The 16,503-nt window shown below is 60.3% G+C and carries 13 protein-coding genes; 8 read left to right on the top strand and 5 right to left on the bottom strand.

Going from position 1 to position 16,503, the window contains the following annotated elements:
- The first annotated feature begins 3 nt into the window (after positions 1-3).
- The gene (locus DXA43_RS03175) at positions 4-942 is read left to right on the top strand and encodes a CPBP family intramembrane glutamic endopeptidase (protein WP_158564930.1); all 939 of its coding nucleotides are present in this window, start codon (positions 4-6) and stop codon (positions 940-942) included.
- Here the strand turns inward: DXA43_RS03175 and DXA43_RS03170 are convergent.
- Complete coding sequence (locus tag DXA43_RS03170) at positions 939-3,077, bottom strand: YgiQ family radical SAM protein (RefSeq protein WP_233540006.1); 2,139 nt, start codon at positions 3,075-3,077, stop codon at positions 939-941. The genes DXA43_RS03175 and DXA43_RS03170 overlap by 4 nt on opposite strands.
- A gap of 250 nt (positions 3,078-3,327) precedes the next feature.
- Between DXA43_RS03170 and DXA43_RS03165 the strand changes: the two genes are divergently transcribed.
- On the top strand, positions 3,328-4,044 hold the full coding sequence (locus DXA43_RS03165; RefSeq protein ID WP_089572184.1) for a YoaK family protein: 717 nt from the start codon (positions 3,328-3,330) through the stop codon (positions 4,042-4,044).
- Positions 4,045-4,167: 123 nt separating this feature from the next.
- Here the strand turns inward: DXA43_RS03165 and DXA43_RS03160 are convergent, their stop codons facing one another.
- Positions 4,168-4,704 (bottom strand): hypothetical protein, encoded by a 537-nt coding sequence (locus tag DXA43_RS03160; RefSeq protein ID WP_117639794.1) that lies wholly within the window; start codon positions 4,702-4,704, stop codon positions 4,168-4,170.
- Between the two features lie 415 nt (positions 4,705-5,119).
- On the opposite strand from DXA43_RS03160, the gene fucO reads away from it, so the two are divergent.
- The 3 genes from fucO (at position 5,120) to DXA43_RS03145 (ending at position 9,086) form a co-directional block, all read left to right on the top strand.
- The gene (gene fucO / locus DXA43_RS03155) at positions 5,120-6,286 is read left to right on the top strand and encodes a lactaldehyde reductase (RefSeq protein WP_117759609.1); all 1,167 of its coding nucleotides are present in this window, start codon (positions 5,120-5,122) and stop codon (positions 6,284-6,286) included.
- A gap of 265 nt (positions 6,287-6,551) precedes the next feature.
- Positions 6,552-7,571, top strand: coding sequence for a M42 family metallopeptidase (locus tag DXA43_RS03150; protein WP_117806277.1), 1,020 nt, complete (start codon positions 6,552-6,554; stop codon positions 7,569-7,571).
- Between the two features lie 264 nt (positions 7,572-7,835).
- Positions 7,836-9,086 carry a DNA-binding protein gene (locus tag DXA43_RS03145; protein ID WP_147344713.1) on the top strand — a complete coding sequence of 417 codons (1,251 nt, stop codon included), beginning with the start codon at positions 7,836-7,838 and terminating at the stop codon, positions 9,084-9,086.
- 8 nt (positions 9,087-9,094) lie between these two features.
- On the opposite strand, the gene mnmA is transcribed toward DXA43_RS03145, so the two are convergent.
- Together mnmA and cysK are read right to left on the bottom strand one after the other, a co-directional pair.
- Positions 9,095-10,318 carry a tRNA 2-thiouridine(34) synthase MnmA gene (mnmA, locus tag DXA43_RS03140; RefSeq protein WP_255413617.1) on the bottom strand — a complete coding sequence of 408 codons (1,224 nt, stop codon included), beginning with the start codon at positions 10,316-10,318 and terminating at the stop codon, positions 9,095-9,097.
- A gap of 57 nt (positions 10,319-10,375) precedes the next feature.
- Positions 10,376-11,314: a cysteine synthase A gene (gene cysK, locus DXA43_RS03135; protein ID WP_055250951.1), complete on the bottom strand. Its 939-nt coding sequence runs from the start codon at positions 11,312-11,314 to the stop codon at positions 10,376-10,378.
- Positions 11,315-11,567: 253 nt separating this feature from the next.
- Between cysK and DXA43_RS03130 the strand changes: the two genes are divergently transcribed.
- Complete coding sequence (locus tag DXA43_RS03130) at positions 11,568-11,996, top strand: Rrf2 family transcriptional regulator (protein ID WP_117564502.1); 429 nt, start codon at positions 11,568-11,570, stop codon at positions 11,994-11,996.
- A gap of 142 nt (positions 11,997-12,138) precedes the next feature.
- Here the strand turns inward: DXA43_RS03130 and DXA43_RS03125 are convergent, their stop codons facing one another.
- The gene (locus DXA43_RS03125) at positions 12,139-12,504 is read right to left on the bottom strand and encodes a phage holin family protein (RefSeq protein WP_055250947.1); all 366 of its coding nucleotides are present in this window, start codon (positions 12,502-12,504) and stop codon (positions 12,139-12,141) included.
- Between the two features lie 324 nt (positions 12,505-12,828).
- On the opposite strand from DXA43_RS03125, the gene DXA43_RS03120 reads away from it, so the two are divergent.
- Positions 12,829-13,128 (top strand): YerC/YecD family TrpR-related protein, encoded by a 300-nt coding sequence (locus tag DXA43_RS03120; RefSeq protein WP_022094855.1) that lies wholly within the window; start codon positions 12,829-12,831, stop codon positions 13,126-13,128.
- Positions 13,129-13,349: 221 nt separating this feature from the next.
- A complete protein-coding gene (locus DXA43_RS03115; protein WP_117806241.1) occupies positions 13,350-16,502 on the top strand; it encodes a PD-(D/E)XK nuclease family protein in 3,153 nt (1,050 codons plus the stop codon).
- Position 16,503 lies beyond the last annotated feature (1 nt).

Below are 16,503 nucleotides of genomic sequence, written 5' to 3'. Positions count from 1 at the left end.
TATATGACTACCCGTCGAGAGGAGGTTGGCATGCTCAATGCGCTGGTTTGGGCGCTTGCCTGTTTTGGCGTCGTCGCTGCCGATATCGCCCTGAGCGTGGTTTTGTTCTCCGCTCTGGGCGTCGCATCGGTGTTCATGGGCTTTTCGATTGACGACCTCGATATTCAATTGCTTCAGGCTGCCGCGCAGATGGCGTCGTTTTTGATGGCGCTGCTGTGGTGGCGTTATCTGTGGCCGCGCTCGTTTATGACGCGCTGGCAGGGCGAGCGCCCGCTTGGCGGGGGAGCAGGCAAAGCATGGAGGCGCATCGCCTGCGTTATCGTGATCGGCCTTGCCCTGCAGGTGGTCGTTGGCTACGTGACCGACGCCGTGCTGTCGCTGTTGCCCGAGGTCGCGACCGATTACAGTGAACTTGTCGAGGAAACAGGCATGGGCGACACGAGCTACCTGGCCGTCCTGACCACGGTGCTCGGCGCTCCGTTTTGCGAGGAGTTGCTGGTGCGTGGCATCATTTTTGAGTTTTCGCTCCGAGCATTTAACCCGCAGTGCCGTCCGCTCTGGAAGTGCCGGCGTCGTGCGGGTGCGCAGGACGGCGCCATGGTGCCTTGGGCGGCCCCGAGCACGTGGGGTATCGCCACGGCGGTCGTGCTGCAGGCGGCGATCTTCGGTTTTATGCACATGAACTGGGTGCAGGGCTGCTATGCGGGCGCTGCCGGCCTCATTTTTGGCTGGGTGCTCGTGACGACCGGAAAGCTCCGCTACACGATCCTGCTACATTTTGCCTTTAACGCCGGGTCGTATCTCATGACGTTGCTCTGGTTTGTGAACACGCCGTTCGACGTGATAATCACGGTCGCAATCGCCGGCGTGATCCTGGTGGAGGCAATGCGCTCGCTGCGCCAAGCGTGTGGGATGGACGCAGCGAGTGCACCACTTCGCTAGTTGCGGCGACCGCCTCCGTTGGCACCCTGACGCCCCTGAGCTGCGCGGTTGCGGCCTGCGGTGTTCTGCGCGCGCGACATGCCGCCGTGGCCCTTGCTGCCCTTAGGCCCCTTGCCAGCGCCGGCGCCGCCGTGTACCTTGCCGCCCTTCTTGCCGGTGCCATGCCCGCCGCCGGCAGAGGTCTCGCCCGGGCGTGGCGGCACGGGGCGAATCAGGCAATGCTTGGTGTAGCCGATCAGATCGCGACGGCCAGCCTTTTCCAGTGCCTCGCGCACGAGCTTGTAGTTCTCGGGCTTGCGATATTGGATGAGCGCGCGCTGCATAGCCTTCTCGTGCGGGTCGCGCGCCACATAGATCGACTGCATGGTGCGCGGGTCAACGCCGGTGTAGTACATGCAGGTGCTCATCGTGGACGGTGTGGGGTAGAAGTCCTGTACCTGCTCGGGCATGTAGCCCATGTCGCGCACAGCCTCGGCAAGCTCCACCGCTTCCTTCATCGTCGAGCCGGGGTGGCTCGAGATCAGGTACGGAACCACGTACTGCTTGAGTCCGTATTCACGGTTCAAGCGCTCAAATTTGCGACAGAACGCGTCGTAGACGGCGCGGCTCGGCTTGCCCATTACGGAGAGCACGGCGTCGCTCACATGCTCGGGTGCTACGCGCAGCTGGCCCGAGACATGGTGTTCCAAAAGCTCGCGCAAAAACTCGTCCGAGGTATCGGCCATGGTGTAGTCAAAACGGATGCCGCTGCGCACGAAGACCTTCTTGACGCCTGGCAGCTGGCGCAGGTCGCGCAGCAGCTGCGTGTAGCCGCTCTCATCGACCACCATGTTCTTGCATACGCTCGGCCACAGACAGCGCTTGTTCTTGCACACGCCGTGCTTGAGCTGTTTGTCGCAGGCGGGACGGCTAAAGTTGGCCGTCGGTCCGCCCACGTCGTTGATGTAGCCCTTAAACTCGGGGTCGCGCGTGAGCAGCTCGGCCTCGCGCATGATCGAGTCGTGGCTGCGCATCTGCAGCACGCGGCCCTGGTGGAAGGTGAGGGCGCAAAACGAGCACTCGCCAAAACAGCCGCGGTTGGAGCTAATGGAAAACTTGATCTCGGCAAAAGCCGGCACGCCGCCCGCTGCGTCGTAATCGGGATGCCAATCGCGTGCGTAGGGGAGTTCGGCCACCTCGTCCATCTCCTCGGTGGTGAGGGTGGCGCTCGGCGGGTTCTGCACCACATAGACGCTGTTGGGGTAGGGTTCTACCAGGCGATGCCCGGTGATGGGATCCATGTTCTGCTGCTGCACGTTAAAGCTGCGGGCGTAGTTGAGCTTGTCGGCAGCAAGGTGGTCCCAGCTGGGCAGCAGGTCGTAGTCGTAGACCTCGTCGAGCGAGCTGGTGCGGTAGACGGTGCCGTTGATATAGGTGATTTGGTCGACGGGCAGGCCCGCGTCGAGCGCGTCGGCGATCTCGACGATCGCGTGCTCGCCCATGCCGTAGATGAGGATGTCGGCGCCCGAGTCGAGCAGCACCGAGCGCTTGAGCTTATCCTGCCAGTAGTCGTAGTGGGCCAGACGACGCAGGCTCGCCTCGATGCCGCCGATGATGATGGGCGCGTCCTTGAACGTTTGGCGGATGAGGTTGCCGTAGACCGTGACGGCGCGGTTGGGGCGGTGCCCCTCTTTACCGCCAGGGGTGTAGGCATCGGTGTGGCGACGATGCTTGGTCACCGAGTAATGGTTGACCATGGAGTCCATGTTGCCGGCACTGACGAGAAAGCCCAGGCGCGGCTCGCCGAGCACGGTGATGCTGGCGGGGTCGGTCCAGTCGGGCTGACAGATAATGCCCACTTTGTAGCCGTGCGCGTCGAGCACGCGGCTGACGATGGCCATGCCAAAGCTGGGATGGTCCACGTAGGCGTCGCCGCAGATGTAGACAAAGTCACACTGGTCCCAACCGCGCGCATCCATGTCGGCGCGGCTGACGGGGAGGAACTTATCGCGGCCCGGGCGCCAGGGGCGGGCGGGCGCTGCCTGGGCATGAGTGGCGTGGCCACCCTGGGCCTTGCCGCCACGCTTTTGCTGCTGGCCGCGCTGGGCATGCTTGCCGTGCTGGTTGTGCTGAGCGTCCTGGGGCTTTTTTGCCACGATCCCTCCCGGTGTTTGTATGCTGCACGTAATTGTAACCAGTCTTTTTGGGACGGGGCTAAAAAGACTGGTGGAGTACACGAGGTCTCGGGTGTCGGTGCCGCGCCCGCCGTTTGTTTCCAGACTGTGTATCTGCGCGTTGGAGAACCCGTCTCGCGCACACGCCATGTTGTCAATGGGTTACAGTATGAACGGCGGCTATGTCTCCGCCAACGCACGAGAGGGTCGTCAACAAGGAGGATGCACGACGATGCAGCGTGCCAAACAGATATCGGAGTCTATTGAGCTGGGCATTATCTTAGCGCTCGCCGGTGGCTTTATGGATGTGTATTCGTACATTGGGCGCGACCATGTTTTCGCCAACGCGCAGACGGGCAACATCCTGCTGGTGGGCGTGAGCATCTCGGAGGGCAACTGGGCTCTGGCGGGACGCTATTTCTTTCCCGTGGTGTCGTTTGCCGTGGGCATTATGCTTGCCGACCTGGTTCACGAGCGGTTTGGCAGTGTGATTCACTGGCGCCAGGTGACGGTGTTCTTTGAAGCCGTCATCTTGCTGGGCGTGAGCTTTATCCCCGGTGGCGATTTCAACCTGCTCGCCAACTGCCTTACCTCGTTTGCTTGCGGTATGCAGGTCGAGAGCTTCCGCAAGATCCACGGTCACGGCATCGCCACGACCATGTGTATCGGCAACCTCCGTAATGCCTTGCAAAACGTGGACGATTACATCATTACCCACAAGCGCGGCTTTTTGGAAAACGGCCTGCTGTACTTTGGTGTGATCTTTACCTTTGTGTTTGGCGCCGTGCTGGGCAATTGGTGCATTGAGCGCATGGGTCTGCACGCCATCGTCGTGGCGAGCGTGCTGCTGTTTGTCGCGTTTGCCATCATGTTCATCGACCGCGAGCGCGACTTGCGTTTTCGCTGGAAGGTTGCGGCCGAGGCTTGGAAAGAGGGCTGTCGAAAGTAACCGAATGCGGCAAAGGGACAGCCCCTTTGCCGCAATATATTTTCATCTCTATGTAGTACAGCTTCAGGAGCCAGAAAAAAACTATCTAGCTCCTGAATGTTGTTACGAACTGCTTTTTGCAATTTATTCGAGATGCTCTTCAATCCGAGCCCTCAGAAGGGCAATGGCTGTGGGTATTCCAATTGCGGCGGCTAATTCGGCTTTATCCAAAACCTGTATGTTAAAGCACGATTGTTTATCACATTGAAGGACGTTAACTGAAGATAGCTTCACTTCCCGTTGACTGAATATATCGTAATCTCCAAATAGGAAGTTACCTTTTATTGTGTAATTCGGTATGTTCGTTACGCACTTCATCTCAAGTCTGTTTAGGCCATAATCGAACACCGCAACTTCCTTGTGTTCGATGATGAGCGCAACCCTGGGCATGTTACTAAAACCACCGTCGACGACAGTAAAGAGCTTTTCATTTGCATCGTCATAAACGGTGTATTTAAGACTCAATAGCTGTCCTAGTGGACCCGTGAACCCATGTCTTTTGATGTTGAGGTTGTCTCCCGCTGGGTTGACGAGAGCCAGAGCATGCGGATAAGGGTTACCTTCAATTGAGATTCGATATTCGTTTGTAGCCGTCTTGCTCGATTTAGGACCAGTAGCCATCACGCGTCATCGCCTCGATCGAATTGGAACCGTCTTCTGCTTCGTGCGGAGAATTACGCTGTACGTTGCAGTACATGCAGCTGCAATAACCGCATGGGCAATTTCTAACAAAATGAATGACACTATTTGCTGCATGCATATTAATTACTATAAAGTATCCTTTTATAAACGTATTGTCAAACATATATTGCTAAAACAGAAACAATTTATAGACTGAGTTGGTCGTATTCTTTGGGCAATTGCTCCTATAATCTAGCCTTCGCTGCAGTCGGGAGGGAAGGGCTGGGGCTCCGTTATTATGTTGAAACGCTTTAACACTTTTGACGTTCTCATGCATTTTTTGTTTCAAAAGCGTTAGGATGGAACTTGCAGCGCGGGGCGTAATGGGTGCCCCGCACACGATGGGAGGCTATCAATGGCTAATCGTTTCGTTCTCAATACCATTTCTTATCATGGTTCCGGCGCCATCAAGGAGATCCCCGGCGAGCTCCAGCGTCGCGGCTACAAGAAGATCTTCGTCTGCTCCGATCCCGACCTGGTCAAGTTTGGCGTTACCGCTAAGGTGACCGACGAGCTCGACGCCGCCGGCATCGCTTGGAGCCTCTACTCCGAGATTAAGCCCAACCCCACCATCCAGAACGTCAAGGACGGCGTCGAGGCCTTCAAGGCCGCCGAGGCTGACGCTATCGTGACCATCGGTGGCGGCTCCTCCATGGATACCGCTAAGGCCATCGGCATCATCATCAACAACCCCGAGTTCGCCGATGTCCGCAGCCTCGAGGGTGTTGCTCCCACTAAGAACCACGCCGTGTTCACCATCGCTGTGCCGACGACCGCCGGTACCGCCGCCGAGGTGACCATCAACTACGTTATCACCGACCCCGAGAAGGTCCGCAAGTTCGTGTGCGTCGACACCAACGACGCCCCCGAGGTCGCCGTCGTCGACCCCGATATGATGGCTTCCATGCCCGCCGGCCTGACCGCCTCTACCGGCATGGATGCTCTGACCCACGCCATCGAGGGCTACACCACCAAGGGTGCTTGGGAGCTCTCCGACATGTTCCACTTTGAGGCTATCAAGCTGATCAGCGAGAACCTGCGTGACTCCGTTGCCGAGGCCAAGTCCGGTCAGCCCGGCTCCGGCCGCGAGGGCATGGCTCTTGGCCAGTATGTCGCCGGCATGGGCTTCTCCAATGTTGGCCTGGGTATCGACCACGCCATGGCTCACACCCTGTCCGCTCACTACGACACCCCGCACGGCGTCGCCTGCGCCATGCTGCTGCCGATCGCCATGGAGTTCAACAAGCCGGTTTGCACCGAGCGCCTGGCCAAGGTCGCCGTCGCCATGGGCGTTGACACCACGGGCATGAGCACCGACGAGGCTGCCGACGCCGCCATCGCCGCCGTCAAGCAGCTTTCCGCCGACGTCAACATCCCGCACGTCTGCGAGGCCATGAAGGCTGACGAGATCGAGGTCCTGGCCAAGGACGCCATGGCCGATGCCTGCTTCCCGGGTAATCCGCGCGAGGCGACGCTCGACGACGTCATCGAACTCTTCAAGAAGATCTGCCCGGCTGCCTAACTTGGTTCGGCGGGCCCCTGCCCGTTAGCCCCACAATCGTCCTCGGACATGTCGGAAGCCCCCGCTGCGCACTTCGTGCGGCGGGGGCTTCCTCCGTCCTGCGGAAAGATTGTGGGGCTAACGGGCAGGGGACCGCCGGCTCGTTATCGTGGCGGGCGCTGCTCTGGGAAGCTCGATGGGTTGTCTCGCTAGGTCAATAATTGTGCGTGGTGGTATTGTTGCTGTGGGTTTAATTCGATAAGAAAGGGTGACTTTGGTGTCCAAGATGGATTCTACGCTCTCCTATATTACTGACCAGTTGAAGACGCTGACTTCTATTGCTTCACCTACGGGCTATACCCGTGCGGCTACTGACTATCTAATGGAAACGTTGCGCGATATGGGCTTTGGCCCCGAGCGCTCCAATAAGGGCAACGTGTTGGTTGAGCTTGGCGGCGAGGGCGAGCCGCTCGTGTTGGCGAGCCATGTCGATACCCTGGGTGCCATGGTGCGTTCCATTAAGGACAATGGTCGCCTGCGTCCCACGACGCTTGGCGGGCACCAGTGGCCTACGGCCGATGGCGAGAACTGCACCGTCTACACGCGTGGCGGCAAGGTCTACACGGGCGTGGTCCTTAATACCGAGCCGTCGGCACATGTGGCCGATGAGCCGGTCAAGACCGTCGAGAAGAATATGGAAATCCTGCTCGATGAGAATGTCGACAGCAAGGACGACGTGCTTGAGCTAGGCATTCAGACTGGCGACATCATCGCTATGGATCCGCGTACCACGGTGACGGAGAGTGGCTACATCAAGAGCCGCTTCCTAGATGACAAGCTGTCGGCCTCCATTTTGCTGGGCTTGGCGCGTGCCGTCGCCACTGGCGAGGTGACGCTCTCGCGCAAGGTGTCACTGCTCTTTACCGTGTACGAGGAGGTCGGTCACGGCGGCGCCTTTGTGCCGGCCGACACGCGCGAGATGATCAGCGTGGACATGGGCTGCGTGGGCGACGACCTGGGCTGCACCGAGCGCATGGTTTCGATCTGCGCCAAGGATTCGGGCGGTCCGTACAACTACGACTTGGTGACGACGCTGTCCAACATCGCGCGCGAGCTTGAGCTCGACTACGCGATCGATGTGTATCCGCACTACGGCTCCGACGTCGAGGCTACGCTTTCGGCTGGTTACGACATTCGCCACGGCCTGATCGGTCCCGGCGTGTACGCGAGCCACAACTACGAGCGCAGCCACATCGACGGCGTGCGCAATACCTACGAGCTCGTTCGCGCCTACGTTCAGCGCTAGGGGAAGCGGTTCATAGCTTGGCTGACCAATTGCTCTAAGGCCCGATTGCTCGGGCCTTTTTTCAATTCAGTCCGTTTAGTATTATCCTGTATAAGATAAGTTATTTTAACGCGTGAAATACTTAACGAGGTGATGTGGCGCATGGATACATCGGAATACTTATCTATGGGTGATGCCGCCCGTCTACTAGGCGTCACAAAGGCTCGCATATCGCAACTGGCGGCATCCGGAACGCTCGCATGCAATACTGTGGGTGGACGGAAGATGGTTGAGTATAATTCCGCGATCGCCTATCAAAAGGTCCGCAAACGAGGGCGCCGTCCTGCAGCCGATGTGGGGCGCAAGTTTACGCTGATGTCGGCCGACCATGAGGTCGCGCATGTCTCATTTGATTCGACGCGCGAGTTTCCCTTCGAAATCGCCGAGGTCCTCGATGCGCAACGAATGCCGTTTGGCACATGCTCGAGCTCTTCTCCTACGGTGAATAAACGGGAGCTCAACGTGTGGTGGAGCCATCGGTCGGTGCCTGACGTTCGCCCTGGACTCGTCTCGCGCTATCGTGAACTGGGAATTGCCAGTGGCATCGAGGTTCCGGTTCGGTGCCTGGGCTTATCGCTTTCGGATTGTTATTGGCTGCGGCCGGCCGATTGCGCCGAACTCAAATGGCAAAGCATCAATTACTTTGAGAACGAATTTGAGCGATCGGCGCCCGAAGAGCGTTCGGGTTGGCTGGAAGGCATCGGTCTAAATAATCCGGATAACACGTCCGAGGGCGAGCTCCCTAAATCGTGGATGATCCGAAACGGCATTCGCGTTTTGGCTAAAGGGTGCGGGATGGACGACCAACGGCCCTTTAACGAGGCAGTTGCAACGGCTCTGCATCGTCGCTTGCTTTCCAAGGGGGAGTTTGTTCCTTACACGGTTGAGCGCATGTTCGATGGCCCTGTGTGTCTGTGCGACGACTTTCTTGACGGCCGCGAGGAATATGTTCCGGCTGTTTACGTTAAGGGCGCATTTGGTAGCCAGCGGGGAAACTCGACATACGATCGATACTGTTGCTACCTCGGCAAGCATGGTGTCGATGAGGCCGCTGTGAGAAGGTCTATGTCGCAGATGATTGTCTGCGATGCCCTTTTGGCCAACAGCGACCGCCATTGGCGAAACTTCGGCATCATCCGCAATGTCGACACCCTGGAGATAAAACCTGCTCCGCTGTTCGATAGCGGCAACTGCCTGTGGTACAACGTACCAACTGCCGTGCTCGCAGCTGGGGAGTTTGGGTTTTCCGCTAAGCCGTTTGGGCCCGACCCTTCCGTCCAGCTGGCGCTTGCGGATTTGCTCGATTGGTTCGATTCATCGCGGCTCAACGGATTTGTTGATGAAGCGATCGAGATTCTTTCGCAGAGCGAGTGGGCGACGGCGGAGGGTCGACTCGAGGCCATTCACCGCGGCCTTGAGCGTCGCGTAATCGAGGTTGGTGCCGCTGTTGAGGTACTTCGACACGTGCAGCGATAAACCCGCGGCTACTTAAGCGCGCCGGTCACGGTGCCGCCGCCCAGGACGATGTCGCCCCGATAGACGACGACGGCCTGTCCGGGGGCGATGGCGCGCTGCGGCTCGTCAAAGGTCAGCAACATTTGCCCGTCTTCGCCGCGCGTAAGGGTCGCTGCCTGGTCTTTCTGTCGGTAGCGGTACTTGGCGCCCACGCGAATGCCGCCGGCATCGAGCTCGGCCTCCATGCACTCTGCCGGCGCGCTCCAGATCCACTCATTGGCAGTTAGCGCCGCCGCGGTTAGGTCCTCGGCTTCGCCCAGATGCACAATGTTGTTGGCGGCGTCGACGCCCGTTACGTACACGGGATGCGCCATCGCGACGCCCAGGCCCTTGCGCTGGCCGATGGTATAGCGCAACGCGCCGTTGTGGCGTCCGACCACGCTGCCGTCGCGCCACACAATGTCGCCCGGTGCAGCGGGATGTCCGCAGCGGCGCTCGATATAGCCCGCGTAGTCACCGTCTGGAATAAAGCAGATGTCCTCGCTTTCGGCCTTCTGGGCGTTGGTAAAGCCCTGCTCGGCGGCAATGCGGCGCACGTCGTGCTCCTTGTCCAGGCCTGCCAGCGGAAAGATCGTGTGCGCCAGGCGCTCCTGCGTAAGCGAATATAAAAAGTAGCTTTGGTCCTTTTTAGGGTCCTCGCCGCGATGCAGCTGCCAGGTTCCGTCGGACGCCTGGCTCGTTTTGGCGTAGTGACCTGTGGCGATGTAATCGCAGCCCATATTGAGTGCCGCATCGAGCAGCGCGCCAAACTTAATATGGCGGTTGCAGATGATGCACGGGTTAGGCGTCAGCCCCTCTTGGTAGGCGTTCACAAAGCGTTCGATCACGTTGCGGTCGAAGGTTTGCTGCAAGTCGAGCACGTGATGGGGTATCCCCAGGCGCTCGGCGACGGCCTTTGCATCGGCGATGTCGCGGTCGACCTTACTCATGCCCGTGGCGGGGTCGGGTGCGGGACGGGTGAGGCGCATGGTGGCACCGACACATTCGTAACCCTGACTTTTGAGCAGATACGCGGTCACGCTGGAATCGACGCCGCCGCTCATGGCGACGAGCACGCGCTTGTTGTGCATGGGGAGGTTCTCCTTGGTGGCATGTGGCCAAAAAAGAAAAGCGGCGCGGGAGGCTGGTTCCGCGCCGCAGACATTGTAGCAAGTTCGGGCGTCCTGTGGGACACCCTGTTGGGATGAGCTCAGGCTGCCAGAAGAGAGGGGAGACCGGCGTGCCTTGGACTCGTTCTAGGAACGAGAGCTCTAGTCCTGGAAGAGTGCCGTGGACAGGTAGCGCTCGCCGGTGTCGGCGAGCAGCGCCACGATGGTCTTGCCCTCGTTCTCGGGGCGCTTGGCCAGCTGCAGTGCGGCCCACACGGCGGCGCCGGACGAAATGCCCACGAGCACGCCCTCCTTGTGGCCCACGGCGCGGCCGGTGGCAAAGGCGTCGTCGTTCTCGACGGGGATGATCTCGTCGTAGACCTGGGTGTCGAGGACGTCGGGCACAAAGCCGGCACCGATACCCTGGATCTTGTGCGGGCCGGCCTGGCCTTTAGAGAGCACCGGGGAGGTGGCGGGCTCGACGGCGACGACCTGAATCTCGGGGTTTTGCTCCTTGAGGAACTCGCCCACGCCGGTCACGGTGCCGCCGGTGCCGACGCCGGCGACGAAGATGTCGACCTTGCCGTCGGTGTCGTCCCAGATCTCGGGGCCGGTCGTGGCCTTGTGAATGGCCGGGTTCGCGGGGTTCACAAACTGGCCGGCGATGATGCTGTTGGGGGTCTCCTTCTGCAGCTCCTCGGCCTTGGCGATGGCGCCCTTCATGCCTTTGGAGCCGTCGGTGAGCACGAGCTGTGCGCCGTATGCCTGCATAAGCTTGCGGCGCTCGACGGACATGGTCTCGGGCATGGTGATGATCACCTTGTAGCCGCGGGCCGCCGCCACCGAAGCGATGCCGACGCCGGTGTTGCCGCTCGTGGGCTCGATGATGGTGTAGTCGCCGCCACGCACGAGCTTGCCGGCCTTCTCGGCCTCGTCGATCATGTTCTTGGCGACGCGGTCTTTGACGGACCCGGCGGGGTTGAAGTATTCCAGTTTGACGAGCACACGGGCCTTGAGGTCCTCATCGGCCTCAAAGTGAGTGAGCTCCAGAAGCGGAGTGTGGCCGATAAGCTGATCGATGGACGTGTAAACATTGCTCATGGTGAACCTCCAAAGTGTTCAAATGACTGGATACCGTGTGGTTTTACGGTGTGTGTGGCAGCGAAACCCACAAACCTTATAGGTTGTTCGTTTTGCTGTTGGCAAGCATAGTAGACAGTAAAGCCTAGTAACGCAATAGGAAATAGAAGATTATTACGAGTCGATTAACCATCTTGACGGGAATAGGTATTTTCAAAACCAATTTTTCGGCTAGAATTTCTACGAATTAAAAGACCGAAAGGCAGCTATATATATGTTGGTTTCCACAAAGGGCAGATATGCCCTGCGCGTTATGGTCGACCTGGCCGAGCACCAGGCGACAGGCCGTATCCCGCTTAAAGAGATTGCGGCGCGTCAGGGTATTTCGGAGAAGTACCTCGAGAATATTCTGGCTACGCTCGTGCGCGCCAACATGCTCTCGGGCATGCGCGGCAAGGGCGGCGGCTATGTGCTCACGCGCCCGCCCGAGCAGTACACGGTGGGCGAGATCTTGCGCCTGACCGAGGGCAGCCTGGCGCCGGTCGCCTGCCTGGATGGCGACTGCAAGGGTTGTTCGCGCTCTGACGAGTGCCCCACGCTCGACGTGTGGAAGAACCTGGACAAGCTTATCAACGACTACCTCGACGGTGTGACGCTCGATCAACTTGTCGCTCCCAACGAAGGCTACGATTACGTCATCTAACCCACACCTGCCATTTGGGGACGGGGTGGAAATGGCAGATTCTCTCGCCCTTTGAGACTTGGCAAATAAGAAGGCCGCCCATTTTTGTGATGGGCGGCCTTCGTTTTGGGCTGTTGAGACGGGCGCGGCCGGAATGGCCGTTTTAGCCCTCGGCGATGCTGTCGAGGATGCTGCGCATGATGGACACCAGGATGCTGCCCATAAAGGCCGATCCAAAGCTGGCGATGGAGATACCCGCGCCCAGCAGATTGACCGACAGATAGCTGGCCAGCTCGAGCATAAAGCTGTTGACTACGAGCTGAAAAATACCCAGCGTAATGATCGTGAGCGGCAGCGAGATAACCGTCAGAAACGGCTTGACGAGCGAATCGACGATGTTCAGGAACAGTCCCACGAAGGCGAAACAGACCCAGGCCTCGGCAAAACCGAAGGGCTGGATGCCGGGGACGAGGAACGTGGCAATCGCGATGGCGATCGAGGTAAAGAGCCAGTTAAGCATAAAGCGCATGGTGTGAATCCTTTCTTGCGCAGGGTGCGTCGGTGTCGCGTGAAGCGGTTTGCTGCGGCGGCTTGGACGGCCGCTCGGGTGTGCCGCCTTGTTCGGCCGCCCATTGTCTCAGATATTCGTGGAGCTTACGTGCGCATTCGGTTTCAAAACGGCGTTCGTCCTGAAAAACGCGCCGCTGGCAGAGAGTCTTGTCGCTTTAGTTTGGTGGTGTGCTACACTGCTACGGGCAAAAGCCACAGGCGTTGCCCTATTGCATAGAACGGGCGAACGATGCCCGATGTCAGTATCAACTTCGATGCCTTATGGCGGGTTTGGCGGTGATCGATGAATATCGAGAACATGTTTGACAAGCCTGATGTCAAGCAGCTGGTCCACGCATTTAGTCTTTTGGATGACGAGAAGGATATCCAGGCGTTTTTGACCGATATCTGCACGCCGCGCGAGATCTGCGATCTTTCGCAACGTCTGCAGGTTGCGCGTTATCTGGATGAGGGCGAGCCTTATGTTGAGGTTCAGGCCCGCACCGGCGCTTCGTCCACTACGGTGAGCCGCGTGTCCAAGGCACTCAACGGCGAGTACGGCGGCTATCGCAAGATCCTCATCAAGCTGGAGGATGGCGAGTAGGCCAGCGGCAACAAACGAATTGCGCAGAACCGTCCCTTCGGGGGCGGTTTTTTGACCCCTTGGAGACAGAGGAAAACGGATCACTGGGTTAGACTGACCTCCTCGGTGATCCATTTTCCTCTGTCTCCAAGGGGTCAAATCTGTTGGCGTGGGGCAAATCTGTCCGCGCGGGCGGGTAGGATGGAAGCATTGAATATTGCGAACGGTTTGAGTGGAGGACCATGCCTGTTCGAATCTATACCACCAACGCCGGCGCGGATTTGAGCGATGCCGAGGCGGCGCTGCTTGCCGACCTTATTGCCCGCCACGGGCGTGCCGTGCTGCTGGCGCCAACGTTTGCCGAGCTCGACCTGTGCCGTCATGATGCGGCGGAAGCCGGCGTTTCGCTGGGTATTGACTACAAGACGCCTACATCGTGGCTTCGCTCGCTTTGGGAGCTTTTGGGCGACGGGCGCGGTTTCGTCGACAACCTGCAGCGCCAGATGCTGTTTTCGGACATGGTAGCGCGCCTCGACGACGCCGACCTGCAGCCGCTTTCGCGCAGCCAGGGCACGGTGCGTATGCTCGCGCGTATGGCTCGCGATGTGCTGCCGGGTGTGGCAGGGACAGGCACCGAGCGTTGCTGCGACAACGTTTGCAAGCCCAAGCCCAAAAGCGACGCCGAGGCTCGCGTATTTGAACTTTTGTGCGCCTATGCGCGCGGTTTGGACCGTCGAGATATGGTCGAGCCCTGCGAGGCGGCTGACATTATGGCCGGCGCTTTGGCCGACAACCTGCCGGGGTGCGCCCGCGCCGTTTGCGTGCGCGGCGTCACGTCATTTACGTATAGCCTGCTCGAGCTGCTGTCCGCCGTGGCAAACAACGGGGGAGAGGTTGTCGTGCTGCTTGCCCGCGAGCAAGCGGCGATGCGCGAGGAGCTTGCCGCGGCATTTGATGTCCGCGGTGTGCTGTTTGAGATCGCGCCGCTGGGGGAGGGCGCCGCCGCGCCCCAGACTGCCTTCAAGTCCGCTGCTCAGCCTGCCTTTATTGAGGTCGCCGGCCCCCATGCCCGTGCCCATGCTTATGCGGGCGTCATCGATAAGTTGGTGAAAGCGCACAAGGAGTCCAAGGACGATAAAGCTGCTGCAACACCCGCCGACCCCGTACGCGTGCTCGTTGTTTCTGCCCGGGCACCCCAGCTGTTCGGCGAGCTTGCCGCTCGTTTGGCGGCGCGCCACGTTGCTGCCGAGACGGCCGAGTTCACGGCGTTTTCCCAATCCATTGCGGGCAGGCAGTTCACGGCGCTCGCCAACCTGATCGAGCGTATGAAGGCCGCCGACGAAGGGGCAGCTTCTAAGACTGAGTGGTGGCCCGCTCCGGAGCTTACCGACTGGATTTACAGCCCGCTTTCGGGTGCCGACGCCGCCAGCGCGCGCACGTTCGACAAGAATATGCGACTGTCGCGCAGCAAGACCACTGCGGGCGTCAAGAGCCTGCTGCAGAGCGTGCAGGGCCAGGTGAGGGGCGCGCGTAAAGCGGCGAGCGACGAGAACTGGTTTAAGAACGTGCCGTGCGTGGTCTCGGACGTGTTCCAGGCGCTGTGGCGCGACAAGCCCGTGACGGCGCTCAAGGCCATGCTTGCCGTTGCCGAGGTACTGCCCGATCGCGCGCTTGGTGGTCTCGACGGTCAGGCCCGTCGCCAGGCGGAGGTGGCCCTGCTGCGCCACGCGATCGACATCCTTATGAACGATGCTCGCGCGCTCGACGTGTCGCAGGCCGCGACCGTGCCCGTGCTCGATGGCATTCGCACCAAGGTGGACAAGCGTAGCACCGCCTACGATTACGAGACCTACGAGGTTGACCGTGCGCCACGTGCCCAGGTTCGCTTTGCTTCGCTTGCCGATGCGGCGGCTCTGCGCCCCGGCAGCTACGATGCCGTGCTGTTTGCCGATGTCGATCTGGACAGCTATCCGCTCTCACACGAAGAGGGGCCGCTGACCACGCTGACGGCGAGCCTCGGTCGCGAGGGCGTGACGCTTGAGCCTGCGGCCTTGCTGCGTGCACGCTTTGGCCGCGCGATGCAGGCCGCGCGCGGTCCGGTTACGCTCGCCCGTGTGACCCACGATCGTCAGGCGCGCGAGTGCTATCCGGCGGCCGTGTGGACCGAGTTGCGGGCGCATGCCGAGGCCGCTAACGATGCTAAGGCCGCTGACGCCGACAAGGCCGCTGACGACGCTAAGGCCGTTGGCGCCGACAAGGCGAAGTGCGTGGGTGAGGGCGATATCGTAAGGGACTTCGATCCCGCGGCAGGCGAAGGTCTTAGGCGCGAGCGCGTGACCTGCGAAGCTCCTCAGCATCTGAGCGATGAAGCCATTCCGTATCTGGTCCTGCGCCGTCGCGATGGCGAGGGCGAGGATGCGCCGCTGGTGCCGCGCCTGACGTCTGCCTCGCAGATCGAGGCCTATTCGACCTGCCCGCTATGCTGGTTCGTCTCGTACCGCGTGAAGCCCCAGTCGATCGACGCTGGCTTTGGCAATATGGAGAAGGGCAACTTTGTCCACGACGTGCTGGAACACTTGCATGCCCGTCTGCCCCAGGAGGGCATGGAGCGCGTGACACCCATGAATCTGCCACGCGCGAAGGAGCTGCTGCGCGAGGTCTTTGACGAGACTTTGGCCGAGCATGCGGGCAAGCGCGGTACCGAGGGCCCGCTCGTGCCGCTCTCCCCGGTGGAGGAGCGCCAGGTGGCCGAGATTTTGCCGCAGCTGGAGGGCGTTCTTGCCTACGAGTCCGAGGCGCTCGCGCCCTTCGCGCCGCGCTACCTGGAGTTTGCGTTCAACGAGCTCCAGGTCGAGTATGCCGGCTGGCCGCTCGGCGGGCGCATCGACCGCGTGGATGTGGATGCCGAGAATCGCGCCGTGGTAATCGACTACAAGCATCGCACGGGCGTTGAGGAGTTTAAACTCGCCGACCCCACGGTGCGCGACGAGGAATCGGGCGAGGCCGCCATCGACGACCCGCGGTGGCTGCCGCCCCATACCCAGACGCTTATCTATGCGCAGGCCATGCGCCGGGCGCTGGATCTGGATGCCCGTGCGGCGCTCTATTTTTCGACCAAGGGCGGCAAACCGGCGCTGCGCGGTGCGGCGAGTGCCGAGCTGCTCGAGGAGGAGCGTGGTGACGGCCGCATCCCGGGGCTTAAGAAGGGCTTTCCCGGCGAGGGCGGCAGCATGGACTTCGACGCCCTGCTCGATCGCGTGGAGGACGGCATCGCCGAGCGCCTGCGCGAGCTCGAGGCAGGCAACGTTGCCGCCGTCGACCCGGCGTCGACGCAGGCCGCGCATGCGCGCTGCTCGTATAACCACGAAGGAACGTTTGTAAGGAGGGACGTGTAGA

The sequence above is a fragment of the Collinsella sp. OF02-10 genome, from assembly GCF_003463445.1.
Classification (GTDB): Bacteria; Actinomycetota; Coriobacteriia; order Coriobacteriales; family Coriobacteriaceae; genus Collinsella.
The sequence above is the reverse complement of the archived record's forward strand: the minus strand, read 5'-3'. Positions and strand labels throughout refer to the sequence as shown.

What these genes read in the sequence shown, in the direction of transcription:
- DXA43_RS03175 (WP_158564930.1), top strand. Translation starts at nt 4, where the DNA reads ATGACTACCCGTCGAGAGGAGGTTGGCATGCTCAATGCGCTGGTTTGG.
- DXA43_RS03165 (WP_089572184.1), top strand. Translation starts at nt 3,328, where the DNA reads ATGCAGCGTGCCAAACAGATATCGGAGTCTATTGAGCTGGGCATTATC.
- DXA43_RS03160 (WP_117639794.1), bottom strand. Translation starts at nt 4,704, where the DNA reads ATGGCTACTGGTCCTAAATCGAGCAAGACGGCTACAAACGAATATCGA.
- fucO (WP_117759609.1), top strand. Translation starts at nt 5,120, where the DNA reads ATGGCTAATCGTTTCGTTCTCAATACCATTTCTTATCATGGTTCCGGC.
- DXA43_RS03150 (WP_117806277.1), top strand. Translation starts at nt 6,552, where the DNA reads ATGGATTCTACGCTCTCCTATATTACTGACCAGTTGAAGACGCTGACT.
- DXA43_RS03145 (WP_147344713.1), top strand. Translation starts at nt 7,836, where the DNA reads ATGGTTGAGTATAATTCCGCGATCGCCTATCAAAAGGTCCGCAAACGA.
- cysK (WP_055250951.1), bottom strand. Translation starts at nt 11,314, where the DNA reads ATGAGCAATGTTTACACGTCCATCGATCAGCTTATCGGCCACACTCCG.
- DXA43_RS03130 (WP_117564502.1), top strand. Translation starts at nt 11,568, where the DNA reads ATGTTGGTTTCCACAAAGGGCAGATATGCCCTGCGCGTTATGGTCGAC.
- DXA43_RS03125 (WP_055250947.1), bottom strand. Translation starts at nt 12,504, where the DNA reads ATGCGCTTTATGCTTAACTGGCTCTTTACCTCGATCGCCATCGCGATT.
- DXA43_RS03120 (WP_022094855.1), top strand. Translation starts at nt 12,829, where the DNA reads ATGAATATCGAGAACATGTTTGACAAGCCTGATGTCAAGCAGCTGGTC.
- DXA43_RS03115 (WP_117806241.1), top strand. Translation starts at nt 13,350, where the DNA reads ATGCCTGTTCGAATCTATACCACCAACGCCGGCGCGGATTTGAGCGAT.